Annotated in this window: 16 protein-coding genes; 12 read left to right on the top strand and 4 right to left on the bottom strand. The window is 39.8% G+C overall.

All coding sequences use genetic code 11. The features are described 5' to 3' along the window. The first annotated feature begins 26 nt into the window (after positions 1 to 26). Together PL_RS07945 and PL_RS07940 are read left to right on the top strand one after the other, a co-directional pair. On the top strand, positions 27 to 1484 hold the full coding sequence (locus PL_RS07945) for a Gfo/Idh/MocA family protein (protein ID WP_041882627.1): 1458 nt from the start codon (positions 27 to 29) through the stop codon (positions 1482 to 1484). A gap of 10 nt (positions 1485 to 1494) precedes the next feature. Continuing rightward, positions 1495 to 2586, top strand: a complete 1092-nt coding sequence (locus tag PL_RS07940; RefSeq protein ID WP_041882626.1) for a Gfo/Idh/MocA family protein — start codon at positions 1495 to 1497, stop codon at positions 2584 to 2586. 114 nt (positions 2587 to 2700) lie between these two features. Here the strand turns inward: PL_RS07940 and PL_RS07935 are convergent, their stop codons facing one another. Further along, on the bottom strand, positions 2701 to 3285 hold the full coding sequence (locus PL_RS07935) for a GyrI-like domain-containing protein (protein WP_041882625.1): 585 nt from the start codon (positions 3283 to 3285) through the stop codon (positions 2701 to 2703). Between the two features lie 162 nt (positions 3286 to 3447). Between PL_RS07935 and PL_RS07930 the strand changes: the two genes are divergently transcribed. Continuing rightward, positions 3448 to 4227 carry an isocitrate lyase/PEP mutase family protein gene (locus PL_RS07930; protein WP_041882651.1) on the top strand — a complete coding sequence of 260 codons (780 nt, stop codon included), beginning with the start codon at positions 3448 to 3450 and terminating at the stop codon, positions 4225 to 4227. A 115-nt stretch (positions 4228 to 4342) separates the two neighbouring features. Here the strand turns inward: PL_RS07930 and PL_RS07925 are convergent, their stop codons facing one another. Beyond that, positions 4343 to 6340: a S9 family peptidase gene (locus tag PL_RS07925; RefSeq protein WP_041882623.1), complete on the bottom strand. Its 1998-nt coding sequence runs from the start codon at positions 6338 to 6340 to the stop codon at positions 4343 to 4345. Between the two features lie 214 nt (positions 6341 to 6554). Here PL_RS07925 and PL_RS07920 point away from each other — a divergent pair, with 214 nt between their 5' ends. The 4 genes from PL_RS07920 (at position 6555) to PL_RS07905 (ending at position 12670) form a co-directional block, all read left to right on the top strand. Next, positions 6555 to 8006, top strand: coding sequence for a sensor histidine kinase (locus PL_RS07920; protein ID WP_082035940.1), 1452 nt, complete (start codon positions 6555 to 6557; stop codon positions 8004 to 8006). 4 nt (positions 8007 to 8010) lie between these two features. After that, positions 8011 to 8703, top strand: coding sequence for a response regulator transcription factor (locus PL_RS07915; RefSeq protein ID WP_041882622.1), 693 nt, complete (start codon positions 8011 to 8013; stop codon positions 8701 to 8703). A 42-nt stretch (positions 8704 to 8745) separates the two neighbouring features. Continuing rightward, on the top strand, positions 8746 to 11139 hold the full coding sequence (locus tag PL_RS07910) for a glycoside hydrolase (RefSeq protein WP_348621388.1): 2394 nt from the start codon (positions 8746 to 8748) through the stop codon (positions 11137 to 11139). A gap of 223 nt (positions 11140 to 11362) precedes the next feature. Beyond that, on the top strand, positions 11363 to 12670 hold the full coding sequence (locus PL_RS07905) for an alpha-L-fucosidase (protein ID WP_200890744.1): 1308 nt from the start codon (positions 11363 to 11365) through the stop codon (positions 12668 to 12670). 5 nt (positions 12671 to 12675) lie between these two features. On the opposite strand, the gene PL_RS07900 is transcribed toward PL_RS07905, so the two are convergent. Further along, positions 12676 to 13539, bottom strand: a complete 864-nt coding sequence (locus tag PL_RS07900) for an AraC family transcriptional regulator (RefSeq protein WP_041882621.1) — start codon at positions 13537 to 13539, stop codon at positions 12676 to 12678. Positions 13540 to 13689: 150 nt separating this feature from the next. Between PL_RS07900 and PL_RS07895 the strand changes: the two genes are divergently transcribed. From PL_RS07895 to PL_RS07875, 5 genes are read left to right on the top strand one after another with little or no spacing between them, the layout of a single operon-like run. After that, complete coding sequence (locus PL_RS07895; protein WP_041882620.1) at positions 13690 to 14373, top strand: RraA family protein; 684 nt, start codon at positions 13690 to 13692, stop codon at positions 14371 to 14373. A gap of 58 nt (positions 14374 to 14431) precedes the next feature. Continuing rightward, on the top strand, positions 14432 to 17353 hold the full coding sequence (locus PL_RS07890) for a glycoside hydrolase family 2 TIM barrel-domain containing protein (protein ID WP_052496323.1): 2922 nt from the start codon (positions 14432 to 14434) through the stop codon (positions 17351 to 17353). A 6-nt stretch (positions 17354 to 17359) separates the two neighbouring features. Beyond that, complete coding sequence (locus tag PL_RS07885; RefSeq protein ID WP_052496322.1) at positions 17360 to 19645, top strand: glycosyl hydrolase family 95 catalytic domain-containing protein; 2286 nt, start codon at positions 17360 to 17362, stop codon at positions 19643 to 19645. Between the two features lie 6 nt (positions 19646 to 19651). Next, a complete protein-coding gene (locus PL_RS07880) occupies positions 19652 to 20818 on the top strand; it encodes a mandelate racemase/muconate lactonizing enzyme family protein (protein WP_041882619.1) in 1167 nt (388 codons plus the stop codon). A gap of 21 nt (positions 20819 to 20839) precedes the next feature. Beyond that, positions 20840 to 21625: an SDR family NAD(P)-dependent oxidoreductase gene (locus tag PL_RS07875; RefSeq protein ID WP_041882618.1), complete on the top strand. Its 786-nt coding sequence runs from the start codon at positions 20840 to 20842 to the stop codon at positions 21623 to 21625. Between the two features lie 78 nt (positions 21626 to 21703). On the opposite strand, the gene PL_RS07870 is transcribed toward PL_RS07875, so the two are convergent. Then, a complete protein-coding gene (locus tag PL_RS07870; protein ID WP_041882616.1) occupies positions 21704 to 23104 on the bottom strand; it encodes a sugar porter family MFS transporter in 1401 nt (466 codons plus the stop codon). Between the last annotated feature and the right edge of the window lie 16 nt (positions 23105 to 23120).

Below are 23120 nucleotides of genomic sequence, written 5' to 3'. Positions count from 1 at the left end.
TAAACAGATATTTAAAAGAATATTTTATGATTGAGGAAAAAAAGGATTCTGCTGCTGACAACTCGAGAAGAGGGTTTATTAAAAACACAGCTATTGCTGCGGCAGCGTTTATGATTGTCCCAAGATATGTTTTGGGAGGAAAGGGCTTTTTGGCTCCAAGTGATCGTTTAACGGTCGCAGGAGTAGGTGTTGGCGGAAAAGGAGAGAGTAATTTAAATAATATATATAAAGGCGGAAAAGCTGATATTGCTTTTCTGTGTGATGTGGATGATAGAAGAGCCGCTGTTTCAGTAAAGAACTTCCCGAAAGCAAAATATTATAAGGATTATCGTGAAATGCTGGATAAGGAAGCAAAAAACATTGATGGGGTAGTGGTTTCTACACCAGATCATAACCATGCAATGATTGCTATGGCTGCTATGCAATTGGGCAAAGCTGTTTATGTAGAGAAACCTTTAGCGCATGATATCTATGAGGCGCGCCAGTTAACCGAAGCTGCCAATCGCTATCGTGTAGTTACGCAGATGGGTAATCAGGGGGCATCTGGAGATGGAGTAAGACAATTGCGGGATTGGTGTGATGATGGGGTTATTGGAAAAGTACAAACTGTGTATTGCTGGACAGACCGCCCTATATGGCCTCAGGGGATTGCCTGGCCTTCTACTGGTGGTGCAGTGCCAAAAGAGCTGGACTGGGATCTGTGGCTGGGTAGTGCACCAAATAAAGCTTATATAGAAAAACTGGTTCCTTTTAACTGGAGAGGTTGGTGGGACTATGGAACCGGTGCTATCGGGGATATGGGGTGCCATTTGGTTGAACCTCCGTTCAGTGTATTGGGACTGAGTACACCAACTGATGTACAATGCAGTGTGGGAAGTATTTATGTGGATGAATTTAAACGCGGAATTTTTCCTGATAGTTGCCCGCCTTCCAGCCATGTAATCATGACATTTGAGAAAACGAAGAAAACCAAAGGTGATTTGCAGATACACTGGATGGATGGCGGGATTAAACCTGCCCGTCCTGAAGAGCTGGGGGCAAATGAAAGTTTTGGAACCAACGGAGTTTTATTTGAAGGTACAAAAGGGAAGATGATGTGTGATGTTTATGGTTCTAATCCCAGACTTTTACCTTTATCAAGAAATAATGAGGTGCATACCAAACAGCGTGCAGAGCGTGTAAAAGGAGGGGTTGATGGTCATTACTGGCAATGGGTGGAAGCTGCTATTGCAGGTTATGGTAAAATACAGTTAAGCTCTCCTTTTGATATTGCAGGGCCACTTACTGAAACGCTGCTGATCGCGAATCTGGCAATCAGAGGTACCGAAGTACAGAAAGCAAAAGCAAGCGGAACAGGTTTTGATTATCCTGGAAGAGATATCAAATTGTTATGGGATAAGCAAAATCTGAGAGTTACCAATTTTGATGAGGTAAACCAGTATGTAAAAAGGGAATATCGTAAGGGATGGAGTTTAGGCGTATAATATTATAAAAATGTCTTTGAAAAAAAAGAATCTTCGGGTACTGGTGGTAGGTTGCGGTAACATGGGAGCATCCCATGCTACCGCATATCATACGCTGGACGGTTTTGAAATATGCGGGCTGGTTTCAACAGGAAACAGTAAAAAAGTTTTAAATGAAAAACTGGGTGGTAATTATCCGCTTTTTAGTGATTATGAAGAAGCTTTACGTTTAACTTCTCCTGATGCGGTCTGTATTTCTACCTATCCTGATACGCATGAAGCTTTTGCTGTTAAAGCTATGGAAAATGGTTGTCATGTATTTATAGAAAAACCACTGGCTGATTCTGTTGAAGGAGCAGAGCGGGTAGCTGCTGCAGCCCGGCAGTATGGAAAGAAATTATTAGTCGGTTATATTTTACGCTATCATCCTTCGTGGCAAAAATTTATTGGTTTATCTTCAGAAATGGGCAGGCCGCTGGTTATGCGGATGAATTTAAACCAGCAAAGCCAGGGCGCTAAATGGACTGTCCATCGCAATTTGCTGAAGAGTTTAAGCCCAATAGTGGATTGTGGTGTGCATTATATTGATGTTATGTGTCAGATGACACGATCAAAGCCTGTTCAGGTAAGTGCCATAGGAGCAAGATTAAGCCCTGATATTAGTGAGGATACCTATAATTACGGACAGCTGCAGATTCGTTTTGAAGACGGTTCTGTAGGCTGGTATGAATCGGGCTGGGGGCCAATGATCAGTGAAACTGCCTTTTTTATTAAGGATGTGATCGGGCCAAAAGGTTCAGTATCAATTGTTGCAAAGGATGCCGGCAGTGCTGGTAAATCTGCTTCCATAGATGCACATACCAAAACAGAATCAATTAAGGTGCATTATGCAGATTTGGATGAGAAAGATCATTTCTCTAAAGCAGATACCTGGATTGATCTGGTTGATGAACCGGATCATCAGGAACTTTGTAACCGGGAACAACGTTATTTCTTAAAATCAATCAGGGAAGATATAGATTTGATTGACCCTACAAATGATGCTGTAAACAGTCTGAAAATTGCATTTGCCTGTGATGAGTCAGTTAAAACAGGAAAGATAGTTCTGCTCTCCCGGGATTAGTTCCGGAAGAAGTTTTGAAATACAGGTTTGATTACAACTGTTTTAGAGTTCTGTAATCAAACCTGCGTTTGTTTTAATCAATTGACTAATAAAGATGGGAAGATCTTACCTTAATTATTCTACCGGCTGGCGTAATATGGTCTTCAATTTTTCTGGCGGAGTGGTACGAAAATCACTCAGATAAATTTCATGGTGCAGGCCGGTTTTTTGTAAGCCTTTTCTTTCTATAAAATCATGAAGCTGTCTGATGGTTTCACGTTCGGTACTAAAGGGCCCGGTATGCATAACCTGTACGACATCTTTCTCCTGCATGATATAAAGCTCAATTTCTTTGGCCAGGATCAGTTGTTTTCTTTTAACCACCTGCTCAATTGCCGTTAGCAATGACGCCTGTTGAATATAATCCGGTATACGGATCAGCAACCGGTATTTCCACTGGTTACGTGGCGTGTATTCATCAAGTTCCCACAAACCTTCGAGTTTTGAAACCACAAAGTCCTGATTGATGGTCTTGTGTATGAATTTAATGGTGAATGCAGTGGCATATAAGGCCTGAACTTTATCTGCAAATGTTTTTTCATTTGGATCTCCTACACCGGAAATAGCTATGTATTTAGCACGTTCCATACCTAATAATGCCGGAGCCTTGCCGGCAGAATAATAAGTTTTAAATAGTTTTGTCAGATCTAATTTTTCCATTTTATGTTTTATTGAGTTGCTAAGAAACGTAGTATTAGTGACAACCCTATGTCAGTAGGATTGCAAAAATATTTAGTAGAAATAAAAAAAATAGTTGTCAGTTTTCCGGTTGTGATGAGCCCGGTTTATATGCTAATTTTATCCCGGATAATAATTAGAATTATGGCTTCATCATTTGAAAAATTTAGAGATCTCCACCACCAGGAGAATTTGCTTTTAACAGGCAATGTCTGGAATGTTTCCAGTGCATTAATTTATGAACAGCTGGGATTTAAGGCTATCGCATTATCGAGCTCTGCTGTTGCCCATAGCTTAGGCTATGAGGATGGGGAAGGAATGCCCTTTGAGGAATATCTTTTTGTCATAAAAAGAATCATGAAGTCTGTCAGCCTGCCTGTATCTGTAGATCTGGAAGCAGGTTATGGGGATACAGCAGAAAAAGTAACGGCCAATATCTTAAGGTTAACAGAGTTAGGCGTTGCAGGGATTAATATAGAAGACTCTCTGGTAAGAGGGGCTGAACGTAAAATTCAGGATGCTGAAATATTCACTGAAAAACTGAAAAATATAACTGAGGCACTTAAAAATAAAGGCACAGATATTTATATTAATGTACGCTCTGATGCTTATATCCTGGGTTTGCCTGATCCTTTACAAGAGAGTAAAAGAAGAATCAGATTATATGAAACAGCGAATGTCCACGGGATATTTTTGCCTTTTATTTTGAATGAGAAGGAGATTGCTGAACTGACCAGGTTTACGGGATTACCTCTCCATGTAATGTGTATGCCTGGGTTGCCTGGTTTTCAGACCCTGCAGCGACTGGGAGTAAAACGAATCAGTATGGGTGGTTATGCCTATCGTAATACTTATGAGCACCTGGAAAAATCAACAAAAGAAATAGTTGAGATGCAAAGTTTTGACAGTTTATTTGACCATTAGTCTGATGGAGACCTTACGGGTTATGGAGGGGGAATATGGAGAAAAAAGAAATTGCTGCAACTGGAATTGAAAATTAAGCTGTTCTTCTTAAAAAGAACAGCTTAATTAAAGGAAATTATTTAAGATGTTTAGCGAAGAAACCCAGCATAGTCTGATATAGCGTAATACGGTTTTCTTCATGATAGAATCCATGACCTTCATTATAGCTTACCAAATAAGGCGTTTCTAAACCTTTGGCGCGTAGATTTTTGACCATTTGATCGGATTCATTGATATTAACGCGCGGGTCATTAGCTCCCTGAATAACGAATAATGGCGTCTGAATTTTATCAACGTGCAGCGCAGGAGAAACATCGGTCATAATTTGATGCTCTTCTGCATTTTCAGGATTATACCATTGTTCATAAAACTGTTTTAATAGTGGTTTCCAATATGGAGGAAATGAATTGATAAAGGTGAACAGGTTAGACACACCAACATAATCTACGCCGCATTTGTACAGATCAGGAGTTTTAACTAAACTGCCCAGGGTAGCCAGACCACCATAGCTCGCACCATAAATTGCGATTTTATCTTTATTAATCAGACCCTGCTGAAGAACAAATGCTACACCATCTTCTAAATCATTAAGCATATTACGACCTATTTGTTTACTTCCTTTAAGCAGATAATCTTTGCCGTATCCGCCGGATCCTCTATAATTGATCTGTAATGTCGCATAACCGCGGCTGGCAAAAAGCTGAACTTGGGAATTAAATCCCCATTCATCTCTTATTCCATATGGACCACCATGAGGATGAACGATCAGCGGAACTGGTTTATCAGCAGTAGCGCCATTGGGTAAAGTGAGATATCCATAAATGGTCATTCCATCTCTGGTTTGAAAATGAACAGGAAGCATTTTTGCCATATCTGCTTCTTTGAGCTGTGGCATCACGTCCTGAACTAATTCGAATTTGTCCTTTACAGCATCATATAACTGGTAGGTTTGGTACAGACGGTCGCTGCTCACAGAAAGTAGGTATTTGTCTTCCTGATCAGTTACTGAGACGATTTCGATATCTTTATCTTTAAATTTTGACGTGAATTTATGATACAGGGCTTTGAAGTAATCACTTACCGGTAAGGTTTCACTGCGTTCGCCGGTATAAGAAAAGTAGTCAATTGTGTTTTTTCTCTTTTTGGAGATTTTTAAACCGCTTACATCAAAATGATCGTTTTCAAACAGTGTTTTGATGACTTTTTTTTGCTTCATATCATAAAGCAGTATTGCACTTTTATCACGGTCAATATTTGAATTTACATAAACTCTGTTGCCGGCTGGATCTGTATAATCAAAATTAAGAATAGAAAAGTCATCCTTCCAGGTACTGGTATTCACTAATTTGAAAACCTTGTCGCCTGGAGCTTTATACATGAGTTTGTTTTGGGTACCATTAAATCTTATGGTATAAGCCCGGAGTACTCCGTTTTTATCAAAGTCAAAACCACTGGCCGGATTTTTCTTATCTGTATTTCTAAACAGATTCTGTATTTTTCCTGTAGTAATATTGAGTTTATAAGGCTCAAATATTTCCGGATTATCCAGATTCATTTCTATAATCAGTGAATTCGGATCATTTTCCAGCTGTTGAATGGTAGTCACTTTTACTTTGGGGAAAGGGGTTAAAGCTTTGCCCGCTGTACCATCTTTGTTGATTGCAAAAAGCTGATAGTTTTCATCTCCACCTTTATCCTGCTGATAGATGATACGGTTATTGTTAGCCCATAAATATAGACGGATGAGTTCTTTTCCTTCTGTAAGAACTTTGACTGTGGTTCCTGTTTTTATATTTTTGACGTACAGGTTACGTTTACCCTGTGCATCTTTTTGCCGGAAGGATATAGATTCGCCATCAGGAGAAAGTTTAAAGTCATCAACCTTGGGTTTTGAAAAATAATCTTCCACATGGTAAGCAAATTTGTCCTTTTCGTAACTGGCAATATTACTGAGTTCAGTTTTTGAAGAAGGCAGGGTCGTATCGCCAGGCAGCTTAGCTGGTTTATCCTGTCCCTGTACAGTTTGAATACAGATCATCCCGAAGAACAGAGCAGAGTTAATTAATGGTTTCATAAGATTTTTGATTTAAGACAAAATTATGTGATTGATGATCAGTGTTTTGTTACCGGCCTGTTATTTAGTGTTAAACAGTGTTAACGGTTATGGCCTGTGGTTCAAATAATACTAGATTTGTTGAAATAAGATTATCATCCTTAATATAATATAAACCTGAACTATAAAATCAGGGATATAAATGATAAATTAATACGATTAATAATATATTCTGATGAAAAAGAAGTTGCGGTTTATTATCGCCATCATGGGACTTTCTCTGATCGGGCTTTCTCTGTTTCAGGGGTATTGGTTATATACTTCTTACGGTATTACCAGGACGCAATTTAAATGGGATGTAGCCGAAGTCATGCAAAGAGTAAATTATATTACCGCACTTGATGAGGTTTTGCGGGAGAAGTTTTTTGTGAAAGATACTATAGAACATGACCGGACTTTTGCCTCAAAGTTCAGTGGGATGATGACGACTATAAATGCTGCGAAAGACATGAGAAATTCTGCTCCCGGAAAAAAGGATGTGGAGGTTAAAATTATATTGACCCTGTCTTCTGATAGTAGTGATAAAAAGAATGAGCATAAAAAAGACAAAAAGTCAGCACACAGAATTTATAATGTAAAGTCCGATACAATTTATAATCAGAAAGATTTAGAGCGGTTTTATATCCCTCTTCATAAAAAAATAGATTCCTTATTAAAAGAAAAAGATATACATACCGGGTATGCCGTAAAACTGACAAATGTAAGTGGTAAAGGAAAGCCATTTGTTTCTGATGCTGCAAAATTTAATCAGTTCAGAGAGCAATCAAAGGCAGTTAAAATGGGTTTACTGGATACTTATATTGTCCGTTTAGCCTTTGATAATAATATCGGTTATGTATTTAAGAGAATGCAATGGATACTGCTCTCCACTTTATTGATACTGATAATCACAGCCTGGGCTTTTGTTTATATGTTACGTACCATATACCAGCAGAAAAGGGTTGCCGAAATAAAGAATGATTTTATCAATAATATGACCCATGAGTTCAAAACCCCGATAACAACAGTAGCATTGGGGATTGAAGCAATGAAGAATTTTGAAGTGCTGCATAAACCTGACCGGGCATTGGAGTATCTGGATATTTGCGAACATGAGATTAAAAGAGTAGGGGAAATGGTGGAAAAGGTACTTAAGATCTCGGCCTTTGAACGGAGCGAGGTGAAACTGGCCATCATGCCAATGGATGTGATTTCGCTGATTCAGGATGTAATTGACAATATGCAGTTGCAGCTGAAGAATAAAAATGTGAGACTCGTTTTTAATCACGCTGAAAAAGAGCTGTTTATCAAAGCCGATAAAGTTCATATGAATAGTGTAATCTATAATCTGATTGATAACAGTATTAAATACTCGGGACCTGATCCTTTGATAGAAATTAATTGCAGCCATAACGGTAATATGGTTTTTATAGAAATCAGGGATAACGGAATTGGCATTGACGGAATTTATCAGGAAAAGGTTTTCGATAAGTTTTTCCGTGTTCCAAGTGGTAAACTGGCCAATGTAAGTGGTTTTGGACTTGGTCTGAGTTATGTCGCCAACATTATCAAAATGCACAATGGAAATATAATGTTAAACAGTAAGCTGGGAAAAGGCAGTGTTTTTACAATAAACCTTTTACGCTGAATTTATGGAAAAGATTAAAATATTACTTGCAGAGGATGAGCCATTTCTGGCCAGGATTGTTAAAGAAAGTCTGGAATCCAGAGGTTTTTTAGTGAAACATGTGGATAATGGTACTAAAGCACTTTCCTTATTTGTTGATTTTATACCGGATATCTGTGTGTTTGATATAACCATGCCCGAAATGGACGGTTTTTCTCTGACTAAAGACATCCGGAAAATGAACTCGGATGTCCCGATCATTTTTTTAACAGCAAGATCCTTAACTGAAGATGTAGTGAACGGTTTTGAAATAGGAGGTAATGATTATCTTAAAAAGCCTTTTAGTATGGAAGAACTGATCGTTCGTATTAATTCTTTGCTGAGAATACCGCTAAGAAAAAATCAGCAGAATAATGAAGAGTTAAAGTGTGCGCTGGGAGAATATTATTTTAATTCTGTTGCTCAGGATCTGATCAGAGGAAACCAGGCGGTTAAATTGTCTTTCCGTGAATGTGGTCTGTTAAAATTACTGATTGAAAATAAAAATGAGGTTTTGTCCAGGAAAACAGCACTGGAATTACTCTGGGGAACGGATAATTTCTTTAATGCCAGAAGTATGGATGTATTTATCACCAAATTACGTAAACATCTGAAAGATGATCCCGCTCTCCAGATTGTAAATATCAGGGGACTGGGTTATAAATTAATTACAGAGTAGTATCCGGCAAGGGAAATAGAAGAAGTTTAATTTAAAAAGAAGATGCGATTAGCAGGGTGGAGAAAATTACCGGTAGGGTATAGTTTATTATTGTCTTTTGCGTTTATAAAACCATGTTTTGCGCAGCAGCTAATTCAAAAAAAACTAACAGCTAATTTGGCGGAGCAGTCTGGTCAGATAATCAGTTTGTCCAATTCAAAAATAAAAATTAAGGTGAGTCCGGAAAATCTGGGGATAACAGCAACAGATGAAAAAGGGAAGCAATATGTGATCTCTTCACCATCAGCCAGACAAACTGCACATCTTCTTCAACAGGATGAAACCCATCTTTCCTGGACCTTTGGGAAAGGAATAACAGTATTTCTGAAATTGCAGGAGGATTATGTAGATCTGGACATTAAATCGGCTGATACAGCGCATTTAGTCTGGCCAAAAGTGGAGAGTGTCATCAGTGCATTTACCATTCCGCTGCATCAGGGAAAATATATTCCTGCAGGGGATGAAAAATGGAAAGCTCATTTTGTGAAAAATCCACTGGTTTCAGGTTCACAGGATCTGTCCATGCAGTTTTTTGCAGTAAATTTTACGGAAAAAGCACTGGTCTACGTCATTAAAAACATGTTTAACAATGAACTGAAATTCTACACGCACGAAGGTATACTGGCTGCGCAGTTTAAGCATGAATTTCCGGCTACGGTAAAAGACAAACAGTTTGGATTCAGAATATATCTGGTGGATAATGACCCGGTAGCTATAGCAAAAACGTATAAGAAGTATGTAGATGAGAGATCTCCGGTTTTAACGCTTGAAGATAAAGCTGCAGATAACCCTAATATCCGGAAACTGTACGGAGCACCTCATATTTATATCTGGAATAATCAGTTTCTGGTAGCTGATGATGTCAAAAACTGGAAACTGTTAAAAGATAAAATAGTTAAGGAATCAGCATCGGGCTCCATTAACCCCACAAAACATATATTGAAATTGTTTGGTCTGAAAGATGCTGAAGCTGGCAAAGAGTTTCTGGCCCAGTTTAATGAATTTAGCAGGAATAATTATATAAGCAGGTATCACAAAAATCTTTTTTTAAGAGCTTTAAATGAAGCACTCAGTAAAAAGGATTTTTATAATGTGACTGCCTGGAAAGGTATAGTGGCTGATAAACAAACCATCGCATTGCTTGATAAAAGAAATACGCCGGGTGACGGTAATGGGGCTACGGAATTATATCAATTGAATAAGCAATTATTGAACAACGCCTATACCGGATGTTTGCAGCCTGTACAGGATTGGGGTGGTGCACCACTGGCTCTGCTTGATGAAATGCAGGCAGCTGGTATAAAAACTGCCTGGTTAGGATTAAACGACTGGGTATCAGGAGAGATTCATCCTGATTTTGTGCTCAAAGCCAGGGAGAAAGGATACCTGATAGGACCTTATGATTCTTATCATAGCATACATCCGCCCGGGAAAGAGGTTTGGTTAACGGCAAAATTCGAAGATACAAGCTTGTATAACAAGGCTTATGTCATGAACAAAAATGGGAAGCCCGCACATGCTTTTTTAGGACAGGGGAGACAATTAAGTCCTGTTCTGGCTATGCCTGCGGTTAAACAGAGAATGTCTGCGGTAATGAAAGATTTTGCACATGAATTCAATTCCTGGTTTATTGACTGTGATGGTACGGGAGAAATTCTGGATGACTATACTCCAGGCAGGATGACCAGTCAGGAACAGGATCTTGAGGCAAGAATTCGGCGCATGAACTGGATCAGAGATCAGTATAAACTGGTTATTGGTACAGAAGTAGGAAATGATTTTGTAGCGAATACGATTGCTTTCGGGCATGGCATGACCACTCCGGTTATAGCCTGGAATGATCCGGATATGCGGAAAAACAAAACCTCGGAATACTATATCGGAGCCTATTATTCCAGTGATGGTGGTGTACCAGGAAGATATGGCTTACAGGCACCGATGAAGGATGAATATTTATATCTCTATTTTGATAACCGCTTTAATATCCCTTTGTTTCAGCTGGTGTATAATAATTCAGTGATTACTTCTCATCACTGGGAGTGTGGCAGCTTGAAAATCCCTGGTGAAATCAAAAATACAGAGTTAAAGGAAGTTTTATATAATGTACCTCCAATGTATCATCTTAATCAGTCAGAATGGATAAAATACAAGGAGATCATTTCCAGACATATGAAGATTTTCTCCAGAACACATGAACTGGCAGTGAAGCTGGAGATGACGGATTTTAAATGGCTGACAAAAGACAGGCTGGTACAAAGGACTGCATTTGGGCAAACAATGGAAGTGATTGCTAATTTTAGTAAGGCTTCATTTACTTATCAGTCAAAGATAATTCCAGCAAATGATCTGTTAATTCATAATTTATTAACTGATCAGTATGAATTGTATAATCCTTAACCATTTTTCTGGATAAATATGGAAGAACTGACCTGAGAGTTATATGTTTTGCTGAAAATAAGGAGAAAGAGGTGGTTTTAATTGGCTGGCTCTTTTTTTTATGGGTTAACTTGTAATTTTTTTGAAATGAATGTGGTTAAAAACATAGATTATCTTAAGTTTATGAACCAAATAACAGATAATTATGATCAAACGGTTCCTTTTTAAAACAAGCTGTGTTTTGATGATTGCCACATTGCTTGCTAATGTGGTAAAAGCACAGTCAAAAATTAATCCTGACTCCATTAAGACGAAAATGCAATGGTTTGCTGATGCCAAACTAGGCATATTTATTCACTGGGGTATTTATGCTGTAAACGGCATAGACGAAAGCTGGAGCTTTTATAATAAAAAGATTAGTCACAACGATTATATGAAACAGTTAAAAGGGTTTACTGCCGCTAAGTATAATCCTGAAGAATGGGCTTCACTAATTAAAGAAAGTGGTGCTAAATATGCTGTAATGACCACAAAACATCATGATGGGGTTGCATTATGGAACACCAGACAAAAACATTATAGCGTGGTGAAAAATACACCTGCAAAAAGAGATCTGCTAACTCCTTTTTATGCCGCGCTCGACAAACAGGGAATTAAAAGAGGAGCCTATTATTCACTAATTGACTGGAGTTCTGCTGATTATCCTGCTTTTACCAAAGATAGCACACGTTATAAAATTAGTGAAGATCCGGCACGCTGGCAGCGTTTTCTGACTTTTAATCAGGCACAGATTGACGAAGTAAATAAAGCTTTTAAACCCGATTTATGGTGGTTTGACGGAGACTGGGAACATTCAGCTGAAGAATGGAAGGCTCCGCTAATCAGAAAGAATATTTTAAGTCTGAAACCAGATGCTATCCTCAACGGACGTTTACAGGGATATGGCGATTATGATACCCCTGAGCAGAATTTTCCGGTAACAAGACCAAAATTCAACTGGTGGGAACTTTGTATGACCATTAATAACAACTGGGGATATCAGCCTCAGGATACAGCGTGGAAAACCCCATATGAAGTCATCTCTATTTTTGCTGATGCCATTAGTAACGGCGGAAATATGCTTTTGGATATTGGTCCGAAAGAAGATGGAACAATCCCTGAACAGGAGGTACATATTTTAAAAGAGCTGGGTAAATGGAACAAGAAACATGGCGAGGCTATATTCAACACACTGGGTGGTTTGCCTCAGGGACACTTTTACGGTCCGACTACTTTATCTAAAGATTCTACTGTACTGTATTTGTTCCTGTCTGGTAAGGTTTCCGGCAATGTTGTGGTAAAAGGGCTCAAAAATACTATCAAAAAAATCCGTGTTGTGGGTACAGAAAAAACAATTGAACCTAAGGTTGTTGGAAAAATATCATGGAGTCCTATTCCAGGACTGGTATTTATACCTGTTCCTGAGGATTCACAGGATGAATATATGTCTGTTCTTGCGCTGGAACTGGATAAGCCCGTTAGCCTGTATCAGGGACAGGGAGGTTTGAAATAGATAACTTATTTAAAACGGTTGCGGTACATACTTGGATTACAATCCATAATCAGACGGAAGAACTTATTAAAGTTAGTAAGGTTCTGATAACCGCACTGATAACAGATATTGGTCACGGAAAGGTTTTTATCGGGCAGTAATTTGCATGCATGTGCGATGCGCAGCTCGTTTAAAAACCTTGAAAATGACTTCCGGGTATGTTTTTTAAAAAAGCGGCAAAAAGCATTTGGCGTGAGATTAGCAATCTGCGCCACGTCTTTTAAAAAGATATCAGATTTGAAGTTTTCCATAAGATAGATATAAATATCATGTATTCTTTTGGTATCGTTTTCGTTCAGGCTGATTTCAAAGGCATCGCTGGTAATTGGTTCATATTCATCAGACGCAGTCATAATATCAATAACGGACAGAAAAATAGCCAGCTTTTTTAACCCCGAACTGTTTTTTATCTGCCGGATATGATTAATAATCTGGATTTTAGTATCACCATAAAATTTTAAGCCTCTTTTTGTCTTGTTCAGGAAATTCTGAACCAGTATGATAGTAGAGGTATCATCACTGAGACTGACCAGAAAATCAACGGGAAAATAAATGACTGATGCTTTAGCTCTGAGTGTTGTTTCGCCGGTATGGAAAACGGTGTCATTATGCCAGATATGTGGCAGGTTTGGTCCCATGAGTACTAAATCCCCCGATTCGAAATCATCAACATTATCTCCTACAATACGTTTTCCGTAACTTTCTCTGATCCATACCAGTTCACAGAGATCATGAAAGTGAAGAGATGAGATCAAAACAGGTTCATCAACATCTTTGATATAGATGTTTTTCTTTAACGGGGATGATATATCTACAAATTGTGGTTTCATATGACAACTAAATATGCATATAAAATGATTAATTATTCATATTGATGGTAAAAAAGTTTTAATAGTTGCCAGTTGTGTTGTGGGATTTGTAATGGCTAAATATCATTTTTGGAACAGATAATATCAATTTAAACCCTTTGATAAGTAGTTATGGTATGGAATAATGATGATGAACTTTTTAAATTAATCCGGGAGGAACTTTACACTGCCGTAGTTGGTGACATTATGGATAAACTGGGGCTTTTGAACCAGTTTCTTCCGCCTGCAGTACAACCTGTAAGGCAGGATATGTTTGTAGCCGGAAGGGCTATGACTGTATTGTCAGCGGATATACTCGATGGCGCAGTGAATCAGAACAAAATACTGGATAAGCCTTTTGGACTCATGCTGGAAGCACTGGATGACCTGCGTGAAAATGAGGTCTATGTCTGTACCGGAGCTTCACCGGAATATGCACTTTGGGGTGAGCTGATGACTGCCCGTGCGATGAAACTAGGCGCTGTAGGTGCTGTAGTAAATGGTTATTCAAGAGACACTCATGGAATTCTTGAACTGGGTTTTCCGACATTTTCATTTGGAAATTATGCACAGGATCAGGCGCCCAGAGGTAAGGTGCTTGATTTTAGAGTCCCTATTGCTTTTGGCGGGGTCAGAATAAATCCGGGAGATATTATTATAGGTGATATTGATGGGGTATGTGTAGTGCCGCAATCTGCAGAGAAAGAAGTCTTTACACTGGCAATTGAAAAAGCAAGAGGCGAGAAAATAGTGAAGAATAAAATTGAAGAGGGAATGAGTGCGAAAGAGGCCTTTGAAAAATATGGTATCCTTTAATAAAACAGGGATATTTAAAGATATAATCAGATTAAAACATGATATTAAATAATAGAATATGATATTAAAAGGAGGCTGTAGCATTTTTGTTGGCTTGCTATTCGTAGCCGAATGCGTTTTTGCACAGCAGGGTACAACTGTATATCCTCGTTTATCTCCCAGACCTACAGAGACAGCGGGTATAGCTACACCGGTAATTTCTCTGAACGGAGATTGGGATTTTTCAATTAAAGGAGGACAGGAGAAGAAGAAAATCATTGTTCCGGGAGAATGGGAAATGCAGGGTTTTAAAGTCGCTGCCGGAGAGACTGCTGTATATAGCCGCGGGATCAGTATCCCAGGTAACTGGAAAAATAAAAAAGTTAAAATCAGGTTTGATGGAGTCAGCTCTCATGCTGTTGTCAGGCTTAACGGTGAAATTGTAACTGAACATGAAGGTAGTTTTGTTCCTTTTGAAGCCGATATAACGAAATTCATTCAGGATGGTCATAATCTCTTAACTGTCGAAGTACAGGCATTGACAATCAGTGATATTCTGGCGTGCACCTCTCAGTATGCTGCCCATACTGTAGGCGGGATTTTGCGTAAAGCCATGATATTTGCCTTACCTGATATGAATATTGCTGATGCGGCAATAACTACTGTTTTTGATAAACAGTATAAAGACGCAACTCTGTTAATTAATACCTCTGTTGCAAATGAAAGTAATGAAAATGGCGGGGCTGTAATCCGATACAGGCTTAAGGATGCTGCGGGTAAAGTTGTAGCAGAGAAATCAGTTAATATTACTGCAATAAAGCCGGCAGGAGAAGAACAGTTCAAGATTTCCATTCCTGTCAGAAAACCAATGCAGTGGAATACAGAACAGCCTTATTTATATCAATTGGAAACGACTTTATCCTATCAGGGAAAGATGACTGAAAAGTTATCTGATAAGGTAGGTTTCCGGCAGGTTGAAATTAAAGGGAACCGCGTTTTTGTAAATGGTTCCCCAATTAAACTGCGGGGCGTAAACAGGCATTCTGTACACCCTTTAACCGGAAGAAGCATTGCACCTGGACTGGAACGCAAGGATGCTGAACTGTTTCGGGAAGGGAACTGTAATTATATCAGAACCTCACACTATCCGCCTTCAGAAGAATTCCTGGATGCAGCAGATGAGCTGGGTTTATTTGTTGAGGATGAGTCTTCTTTAACCTGGATTGAACACGGGGCTTCACCGATATGGAAATTATGGAATTATAAGGATGAACGTTTTTTACCTTATATGATTAATGCCAACGTAGAGAAGATGCAGGCAGGTAAAAATCATCCTTCGGTTATCATCTGGTCAATGGGTAACGAATCCAGATGGAGTCCGTTATGGGCAAAAGTACAGACCGTTGTGAAACAGCTTGACCCCAGTCGTCCAACTTCATTTCATGATCAGTGCTGGGGTGGATTTAATAATGCAGGCAGCAAGGCTGATATAGCAGTATATCATTATCCGGGGATAAATGGTCCGGCGAAAGCTGATACCATGAACCGTCCTGTATTGTTTGGAGAATATGCCCATGTATCTGATTATAATCGCCGGGAATTGATTACAGATCCGGGGGTACGTGCCGCTTATGGGGTTCCGCTGGTTAAAATGTATGATTCTATGTATGTGCATAAGGGAAATCTTGGTGGTGCAATCTGGAGTGGAATAGACGATGTTTTTCATATGCCGGATGGCCGTATAGTCGGATATGGCCCCTGGGGCCCGCTCGATGCATGGAGAAGACCTAAACCTGAGTATTGGGGAATGAAAAAGGCTTATTCACCCGTGGTTATTAAAAATATTGATAAACCTGTTATTACCGATGGAAAACTACGTCTGGAAATTGAGAACCGCTATGATTTCATCTCCTTAAAAAATGTACTGATCAGCTGTAAAGTAGATGGTGCTGAGGTGAAGATCAGTTCTGATATTTTGCCGCATTCAAAAGGATATCTCATTATTCCTGTGAACAAACAGAGTCAGCAGGTTGAACTTTCTTTTAAAGATCCAAGGGGTTTTATCATCAATGAAGAACGGATCAGTATTCATGGCCAAACCAGGACAGAATTGCTTACTAAAGCAGGTTCAACGCAGGATTTTTCCTTTACGCAAAATGATCAGGCATATCTGATTCATCTTGCAGGGGTTGTTTATACTTTAAGTAAGGCAACAGGTATCATTACCAGCGGGAAAAAAGATGGAAAACTGGTTTTATCCAGAGGCCCGGTTTTGAGTATTGTACCTATGAATGAAGAGGATGGGGGCAAACCTAATGTTGCGGGAGAAACTTATCAGAATAATATTTATGTTTTGAAAGACTATCCTTTGTATACTTTGTTCGCCAATGAAATTAAAACGGAAAAGACAGATAGCACAATGATTTTTTCTGTAAAGGCTACTTATACAGATGCAAAGGGGGATATCCAATATCTCTTTTCGAAAAACGGACAGGTAAAAGTGAGTTATACAGTTGACTATAAAGGGAAAGAGGAAAAGCCACGTCAGTATGGAATGCTGATGGAATTACCACCGGTTTATACGCAGCTGGACTGGAAGCGCGAAGGTGCCTTTACAGCGTATTTTGCGGTTGATATTGCCAGAGCTGAAGGGCATGCGGAGTTAAATGCAAAATGGTTACCAGGGGTAGAAGAATTTGGCAAAGTACCGGCAAAAGACTGGAAAGATGATACGAATGAGATGGGATCAAATGATTTCAGGTCTACTAAAGAACAAATCTTTAATGTAGCTTTAACTGATAAGCAGGGCTCAGGTGTTTATGTTTTATCCAACGGTAAACAGGCTTCCAGAAGCTGGTTGCAGGATCAGCATATTCAGCTTTTGATAGCAGATTATAGCAACAGCGGGTCAGAACCATTTTACGGATCTCCGTTTACTGAAAACAGGATCAATATCAAAAATAAACAACTGAAGGGTAATGTAACCTTCCTGATTAAATAGTATCATATGATTAAAAAGTTATTCTTTCTGCTGCCTCTGTTATTTATTAAAGAGCATATAGTTGCACAACCAGCTCCCCGTCACGATCTCCATTTCAGCCAGCTTGCAGGCAGATGGGATGAGGCTATTCCGCTGGGAAATGGCATGCTCGGAGCTTTAATCTGGCAAAAGGACGGACAACTTCATTTTTCACTGGACAGGGCAGATCTCTGGGATCAGCGTCCGATGAAGGGGCTGCATCGTAAGGAGTTTAGTTATCAATGGGTTATTGAACAGGTACACAAAAAAGATTATGGTATAGTTCAGAAATATTTTGATGAACCTTATGATACTGAACCTGCTCCTTCTAAAATTCCGGGAGGTGCACTGGAATTTGATACCCGTAGCTGGGGCAGTGTAAAGACAGTAAACCTGTCTGTAAAAGATGCTTTGTGCGAAGTGAAATGGACTAATGGCAATTCTCTGAAAACATTTGTTTCAGCTGATAAATCTCTGGGCTGGTTCAGGTTTGAGAATTTGTCCGGCGAAATGGATATCAGTCTCATTGCCCCGCAATACCAGGGACTGGTTAAAAATTCCGGAGATCCGGTAGGAGGAGACGATTTATCCAGGCTGGGTTATCCAAAGGGAATAATCAAAAAAGAGGAAAACAGTATAACTTATGATCAGAAAGGCTGGGGAGGTTTTAGTTATCAGATTAATGTACGATGGAAGAAAACAGGGAAAACGATAGATGGAACCTGGAGTATTTCATCCAGGTCAACTTCTGATGATCAAAGTATACTGGCTCAGGAGGTAACTGCCAAAGCTGTTAATCCAGGTTACGGAGCTGATTTTATCAGACATCAAAACTGGTGGAAGGAATTCTGGAAACAATCTGCAATTCAGATTCCTGATACTTTACTCGAAAAACAATGGTATCTGGAACAATATAAATTTGGATCAGCTGCACGCGCAGGAGCTCCTCCGATCTCATTACAGGCTGTCTGGACTGCTGATAATGGCCGGTTACCACCATGGAAAGGGGACTATCACCATGATCTGAATACACAGTTAAGTTACTGGTCAGCTTATAGTGGGAATCATTTGAAAGAATCGATGGGATATCTTGATTATCTGGAAAAGAATAAGGCAAACTACCAAAGATATACCAGGGAGTTTTTTGGCAGTAACGGAATTGCTGTCCCGGGGGTAACCACGTTGGACGGAACAGAAATGGGGGGATGGATTCAGTATTCACTTTCTCCAACAGTTTCAGCCTGGCTGGGACAGCACTATTATCTGCAGTGGCGCTATAGTATGGACAGGACATTTCTGAAACAAAAAGCCTATCCATGGCTGAAAGCTACCGCAAAATTACTGGAAGATATTACAGTTTTGGATAGTGCAGGACATCGTAAATTACAAATCAGTTCAAGTCCTGAAATTAATGATAACAGTCTTGAAGCCTGGTTTCCACAAAATACGAATTACGATCTGGGACTGATGAAATTTGCCTTTAAGGCTGCTGCAGAGCTAGCCGGTGAACTGGGACTGAAACAGGAGAGTCTGCACTGGGAAAGTATACTAAAGCAATTTGATGATTATGCATTATCGGCAAATGCTGAATTAAAATTTGCACCATCAATGGCTTATAATCAGTCACACCGTCATTTTTCCAATGCAATGGCCATTCACCCGCTAGGTTTAATCAAATGGGAAGACGGAGCCAAAGCACAGGCTGTAATTAAAAATACAATTCATCTGTTAGATAGTATCGGCCCTGCCTACTGGTGCGGATATTCTTATTCCTGGATGGCAAACATGAAGGCAAGAGCAAAAGATGGGGAAGGTGCTGCCAGAGATCTGGGAATTTTTGCCAAGGCATTTTGTTCGGTGAATAGTTTCCATTTAAACGGTGACCAGACCAAAAGCGGCTATTCAAAATTTACCTACAGACCATTTACACTGGAAGGAAATTTTGCTTTTGCAGGAGGGTTACAGGAAATGCTGCTGCAAAGTTATGCCGGTTTTATTGAAATTATGCCTGCTGTACCGGCGCACTGGAAAGACTTATCATTTGATCATCTGCGTGCTGAGGGAGCTGTTCTGGTTAGCGCGAGCAAAAAAGACGGTGTTATTGATGAAGTGAAGATTGAAGCAGAAAAGAGCGGGGCTGTTAAATTGAAATTACCTTTTAAAACCTGGCATACCCTATCCAGTACCGGTGTGAAAATTCATCAGACAAATGATGGTTTTGTAACACTGAACTTTAATGCGGGTGCCTCAATTATATTGAAAAACAATAAATAAATTATCATGAAGATTACTGATGTAAAAGTCTGGCTTGTTGAAGGGGTAAAGTATAACTGGACCTTACTCAAAATATATACCGATACAGGTCATACCGGAGTAGGTGAAGCAACCAACTGGCCGGGCAGCCCGATTGTTTATCATGCTGCGAAACATGTTGGAGAGCGGATTATTGGTCTTGATCCAATGCGTACGGATTTTATATGGACTAAACTGTATCGTGATTTAAACTGGATTGGGCCAAACGGAGCCAGTCTGTGTGCAATAAGCGGTATTGATATGGCCCTGCTGGATCTGAAAGGAAAAGTGTTAAAGACGCCCTGCTACGAATTACTGGGCGGGGCTTACAGAAAAGATATTTTGCTTTATGCTAATTACTGGTTTACCGGTGGTGGTCATAATGAAGCTGATTATGCTGCTCAGGCAATAAAAGTTAAAGAGGCTGGTTTTACCGGATTAAAATTTGATCCCTTTGCGCATACCAATTATTTATACGGTGAAGATCTGTCTTCTAATCTTCAGCTCACAGCTGCACAGCAGGATCTGGCTTTTAATGTCAGTAAGGCAGTGCGTGAAGCGGTAGGTCCTGATTTTGACATTATGATTGAAACCCATGCAATGCTGAATTACAGAGTAGCAGTGAAGATGGCACAGAGACTTGCAGAACTCGATATTACCTGGTACGAAGAACCAGCTGGTCCTGAAAGTGCAGATACGTTAAGAGCAATGAGAGAACGTATTCCTTCCAATGTATCTATTTGTGTTGGTGAAAGACACTATACCCGTCATGGGATACGTCCGGTACTGGAAAAGAATATATGTGATATTATGATGCCGGATATTACGCGCTGCGGCGGACCGTCAGAAATGAAACGCATGGCCACGATGATGGAAGCCTATAATGTGCTGCTTGCGCCACATAACCCAAATGGTCCTTTATCTACACTGGCAAGTGCACATGTTTGTGCGTCGGTACCCAATTTTTTCAGACAGGAGTTTATGCTTAATGATGTTCCCTGGAGGGATAAAGTGATTACACATTCGATTAAGGATATGATTAGTAATGGTCATTTGCATTTATCTGAAAGGCCAGGACTCGGAGTAGATTTAGTGGAAGAAGAAATGGAAAAACATCCGGGTATACTGGAACCCAAACCAGGTTTTTATGTGTAAACAGTTCATCATTGAATTATCATGTCTTTTCAAATAGATTTTAGCGGAAAAGTAGTACTAATTACCGGAGTAACTTCTGGTATAGGCTTAGGGGTTGCAAAATCTTTTGCGCAGGCCGGGGCAAAAATAGCCGGTTGTTCACAGTACACAGAAGAAAGTGAGGAGGCTTCGGTTTTTAAACAGGAAATGGATCTGACAGGTGCTGAATCTCTGTATTGTTCTGCTGATTTGAAAAAAACTGAACAGATCAGTCAAATGGTTACAGCAGTAACAGCTCATTTCGGCAAAATTGATATACTGGTTTCCAATGCTGGTATCAATATCTTTGAAGGTGCTGAACATTGCACTGAAGAGCGCTGGATAGAAAATCATGAGATTAATCTCGCTTCACACTGGCATATGGCCAGAGCATGTAAACAAGCGCTGGAACAAAGTAATGGAACAATTATCATTATGTCTTCAAATCATGCCTACAGTACAATTCCGGGTTGCTTCCCGTATAATGTAACTAAAACTGCATTAACCGGTCTGGTCAAAAGCCTGGCTATAGAATGGGGGCCTGAAATAAGGACTGTTGGTATTGCACCAGGATTCATAGATACTCCGGGTAATCAGGCCTGGTTTAATTCATTTGATAATCCTCAGGCAGAAAGAGAAAAAACTATTGGTCTTCATCCTGTAAAAAAGCTGGGTACAGCAGCAGAAATCGGTGGCTGGTGTGTATTCCTGGGGAGTGAATATGCTGCATTTGCAAGTGGGGTAACTTACCTGGTGGATGGAGGCAGAAGTGCCCTGATGCAGGATTAAATACTTATATCCAGATATCTATATAGTAGTATATCTATATGTACTACTATATAGATATCTGGATGTATTTAACGTTTATTAATGTACAAAGATATCCTGTACTTCTTCCAGTGATTTTCCTTTGGTTTCAGGTACCAGCTTATAGACCACAATGAATGAAAGTAAACAGCATACGGCAAAAAACCAGAAGGTGGAAGCTGCGCCCGCAGCACCCAGCAGTAAAGGGGTTAACTGTCCTACTATGGTATCAGCAATCCACATAACCATAATGCTTAAACCCATCGCTCTTCCGCGAACTCTTGTTGGGAAAATTTCTGAAGCAATGACAAATTTCAGAGGTCCGATAGAAAAAGCAAAACAGGCTAAAAACAAAATGATACTTATTACCAGTGCAATATTATTGGTGGCTCCGCTATAGAAACACCAGCCGGTAAAGAACAAAGAAATAGTAGCTCCGATTGATCCGACAATGTAAAGCGGTCTGCGCCCCATTTTATCTACTTTCCAAACCGCAATCAGGGTAAACAGAAAGTTTGCCAGGCCAAAGATAATCTGACCTAAAAGTGCATTACTGATATTGATGCCAGCATCATTCAAAATACGGGGACCATAATAAATGATTGCATTTATCCCACTGAACTGAGAAAATAGTGGTAAAAGTAATCCTATGAGCAGCGGCCTTCTCATTTCTCTGGTAAACAGGTCTTTGTATGAACCGGACTCCTGTACAGGCATTTTTTTGATCAGCTGCAGAGCTTGGTGAGCACTGTCTGTCCCGTTGATCCTGGTCAGTATCAGAAGCCCCTGCTGCTCTTTTCCCTGCTGAATCAACCATCTCGGACTTTCCGGTACAAACCATAACCCTGTTAAAAATAACAAGGAAGGAATTACACCCAGGCCCAGCATTGCTCTCCATACTTCTTTGACTATGATATAGTCCAGTATATCGCCCATTGATTTGTTATAGTGTGTCAAAGACAGATTCAGCAGACCTGCATTAGTCAGATAGGCCACCAGGATTCCTGCTGTGATAGCCAGTTGATAAAAGGTTACCAGTCTGCCACGTATCCCGGCAGGTGCTATTTCTGAAATATACAGGGGAGCGACTATGGATGCTACACCCACACCCATTCCTCCCAGCATCCTTGCAAGAATCAGTAAAGTGAAATCTGCAGCTGCAGCAGTACCGATTGCAGATAGTAAAAAAAGGATGGCTGACAGCATCAGCATCTTTTTTCTTCCAAAGCGATCACTGAGTTCGCCAGCGAAGGCAACACCAATAATACAGCCGACAAGCGCAGAGGAAACAAACCATCCTTCAGTAACCGGAGATAAGCTGAATTGTTGTTTTACAAATGGTAATACACCAGATATAACGGCCATATCAAAGCCGAAAAGCAAACCACCTAATGTAGCAACCAGGGTAATGGCTACCAGGAAAAGTCTGGATTTTTGAGTAGTTTCATTTTTTAGGTTCATGGTTGCTTAAGGTTAA

Source organism: Pedobacter lusitanus (genome assembly GCF_040026395.1).
GTDB classification, from domain to species: domain Bacteria; phylum Bacteroidota; class Bacteroidia; order Sphingobacteriales; family Sphingobacteriaceae; genus Pedobacter; species Pedobacter lusitanus.
Note: the sequence above shows the minus strand (reverse complement) of the source record. Positions and strands in the feature narration are given on the sequence as shown.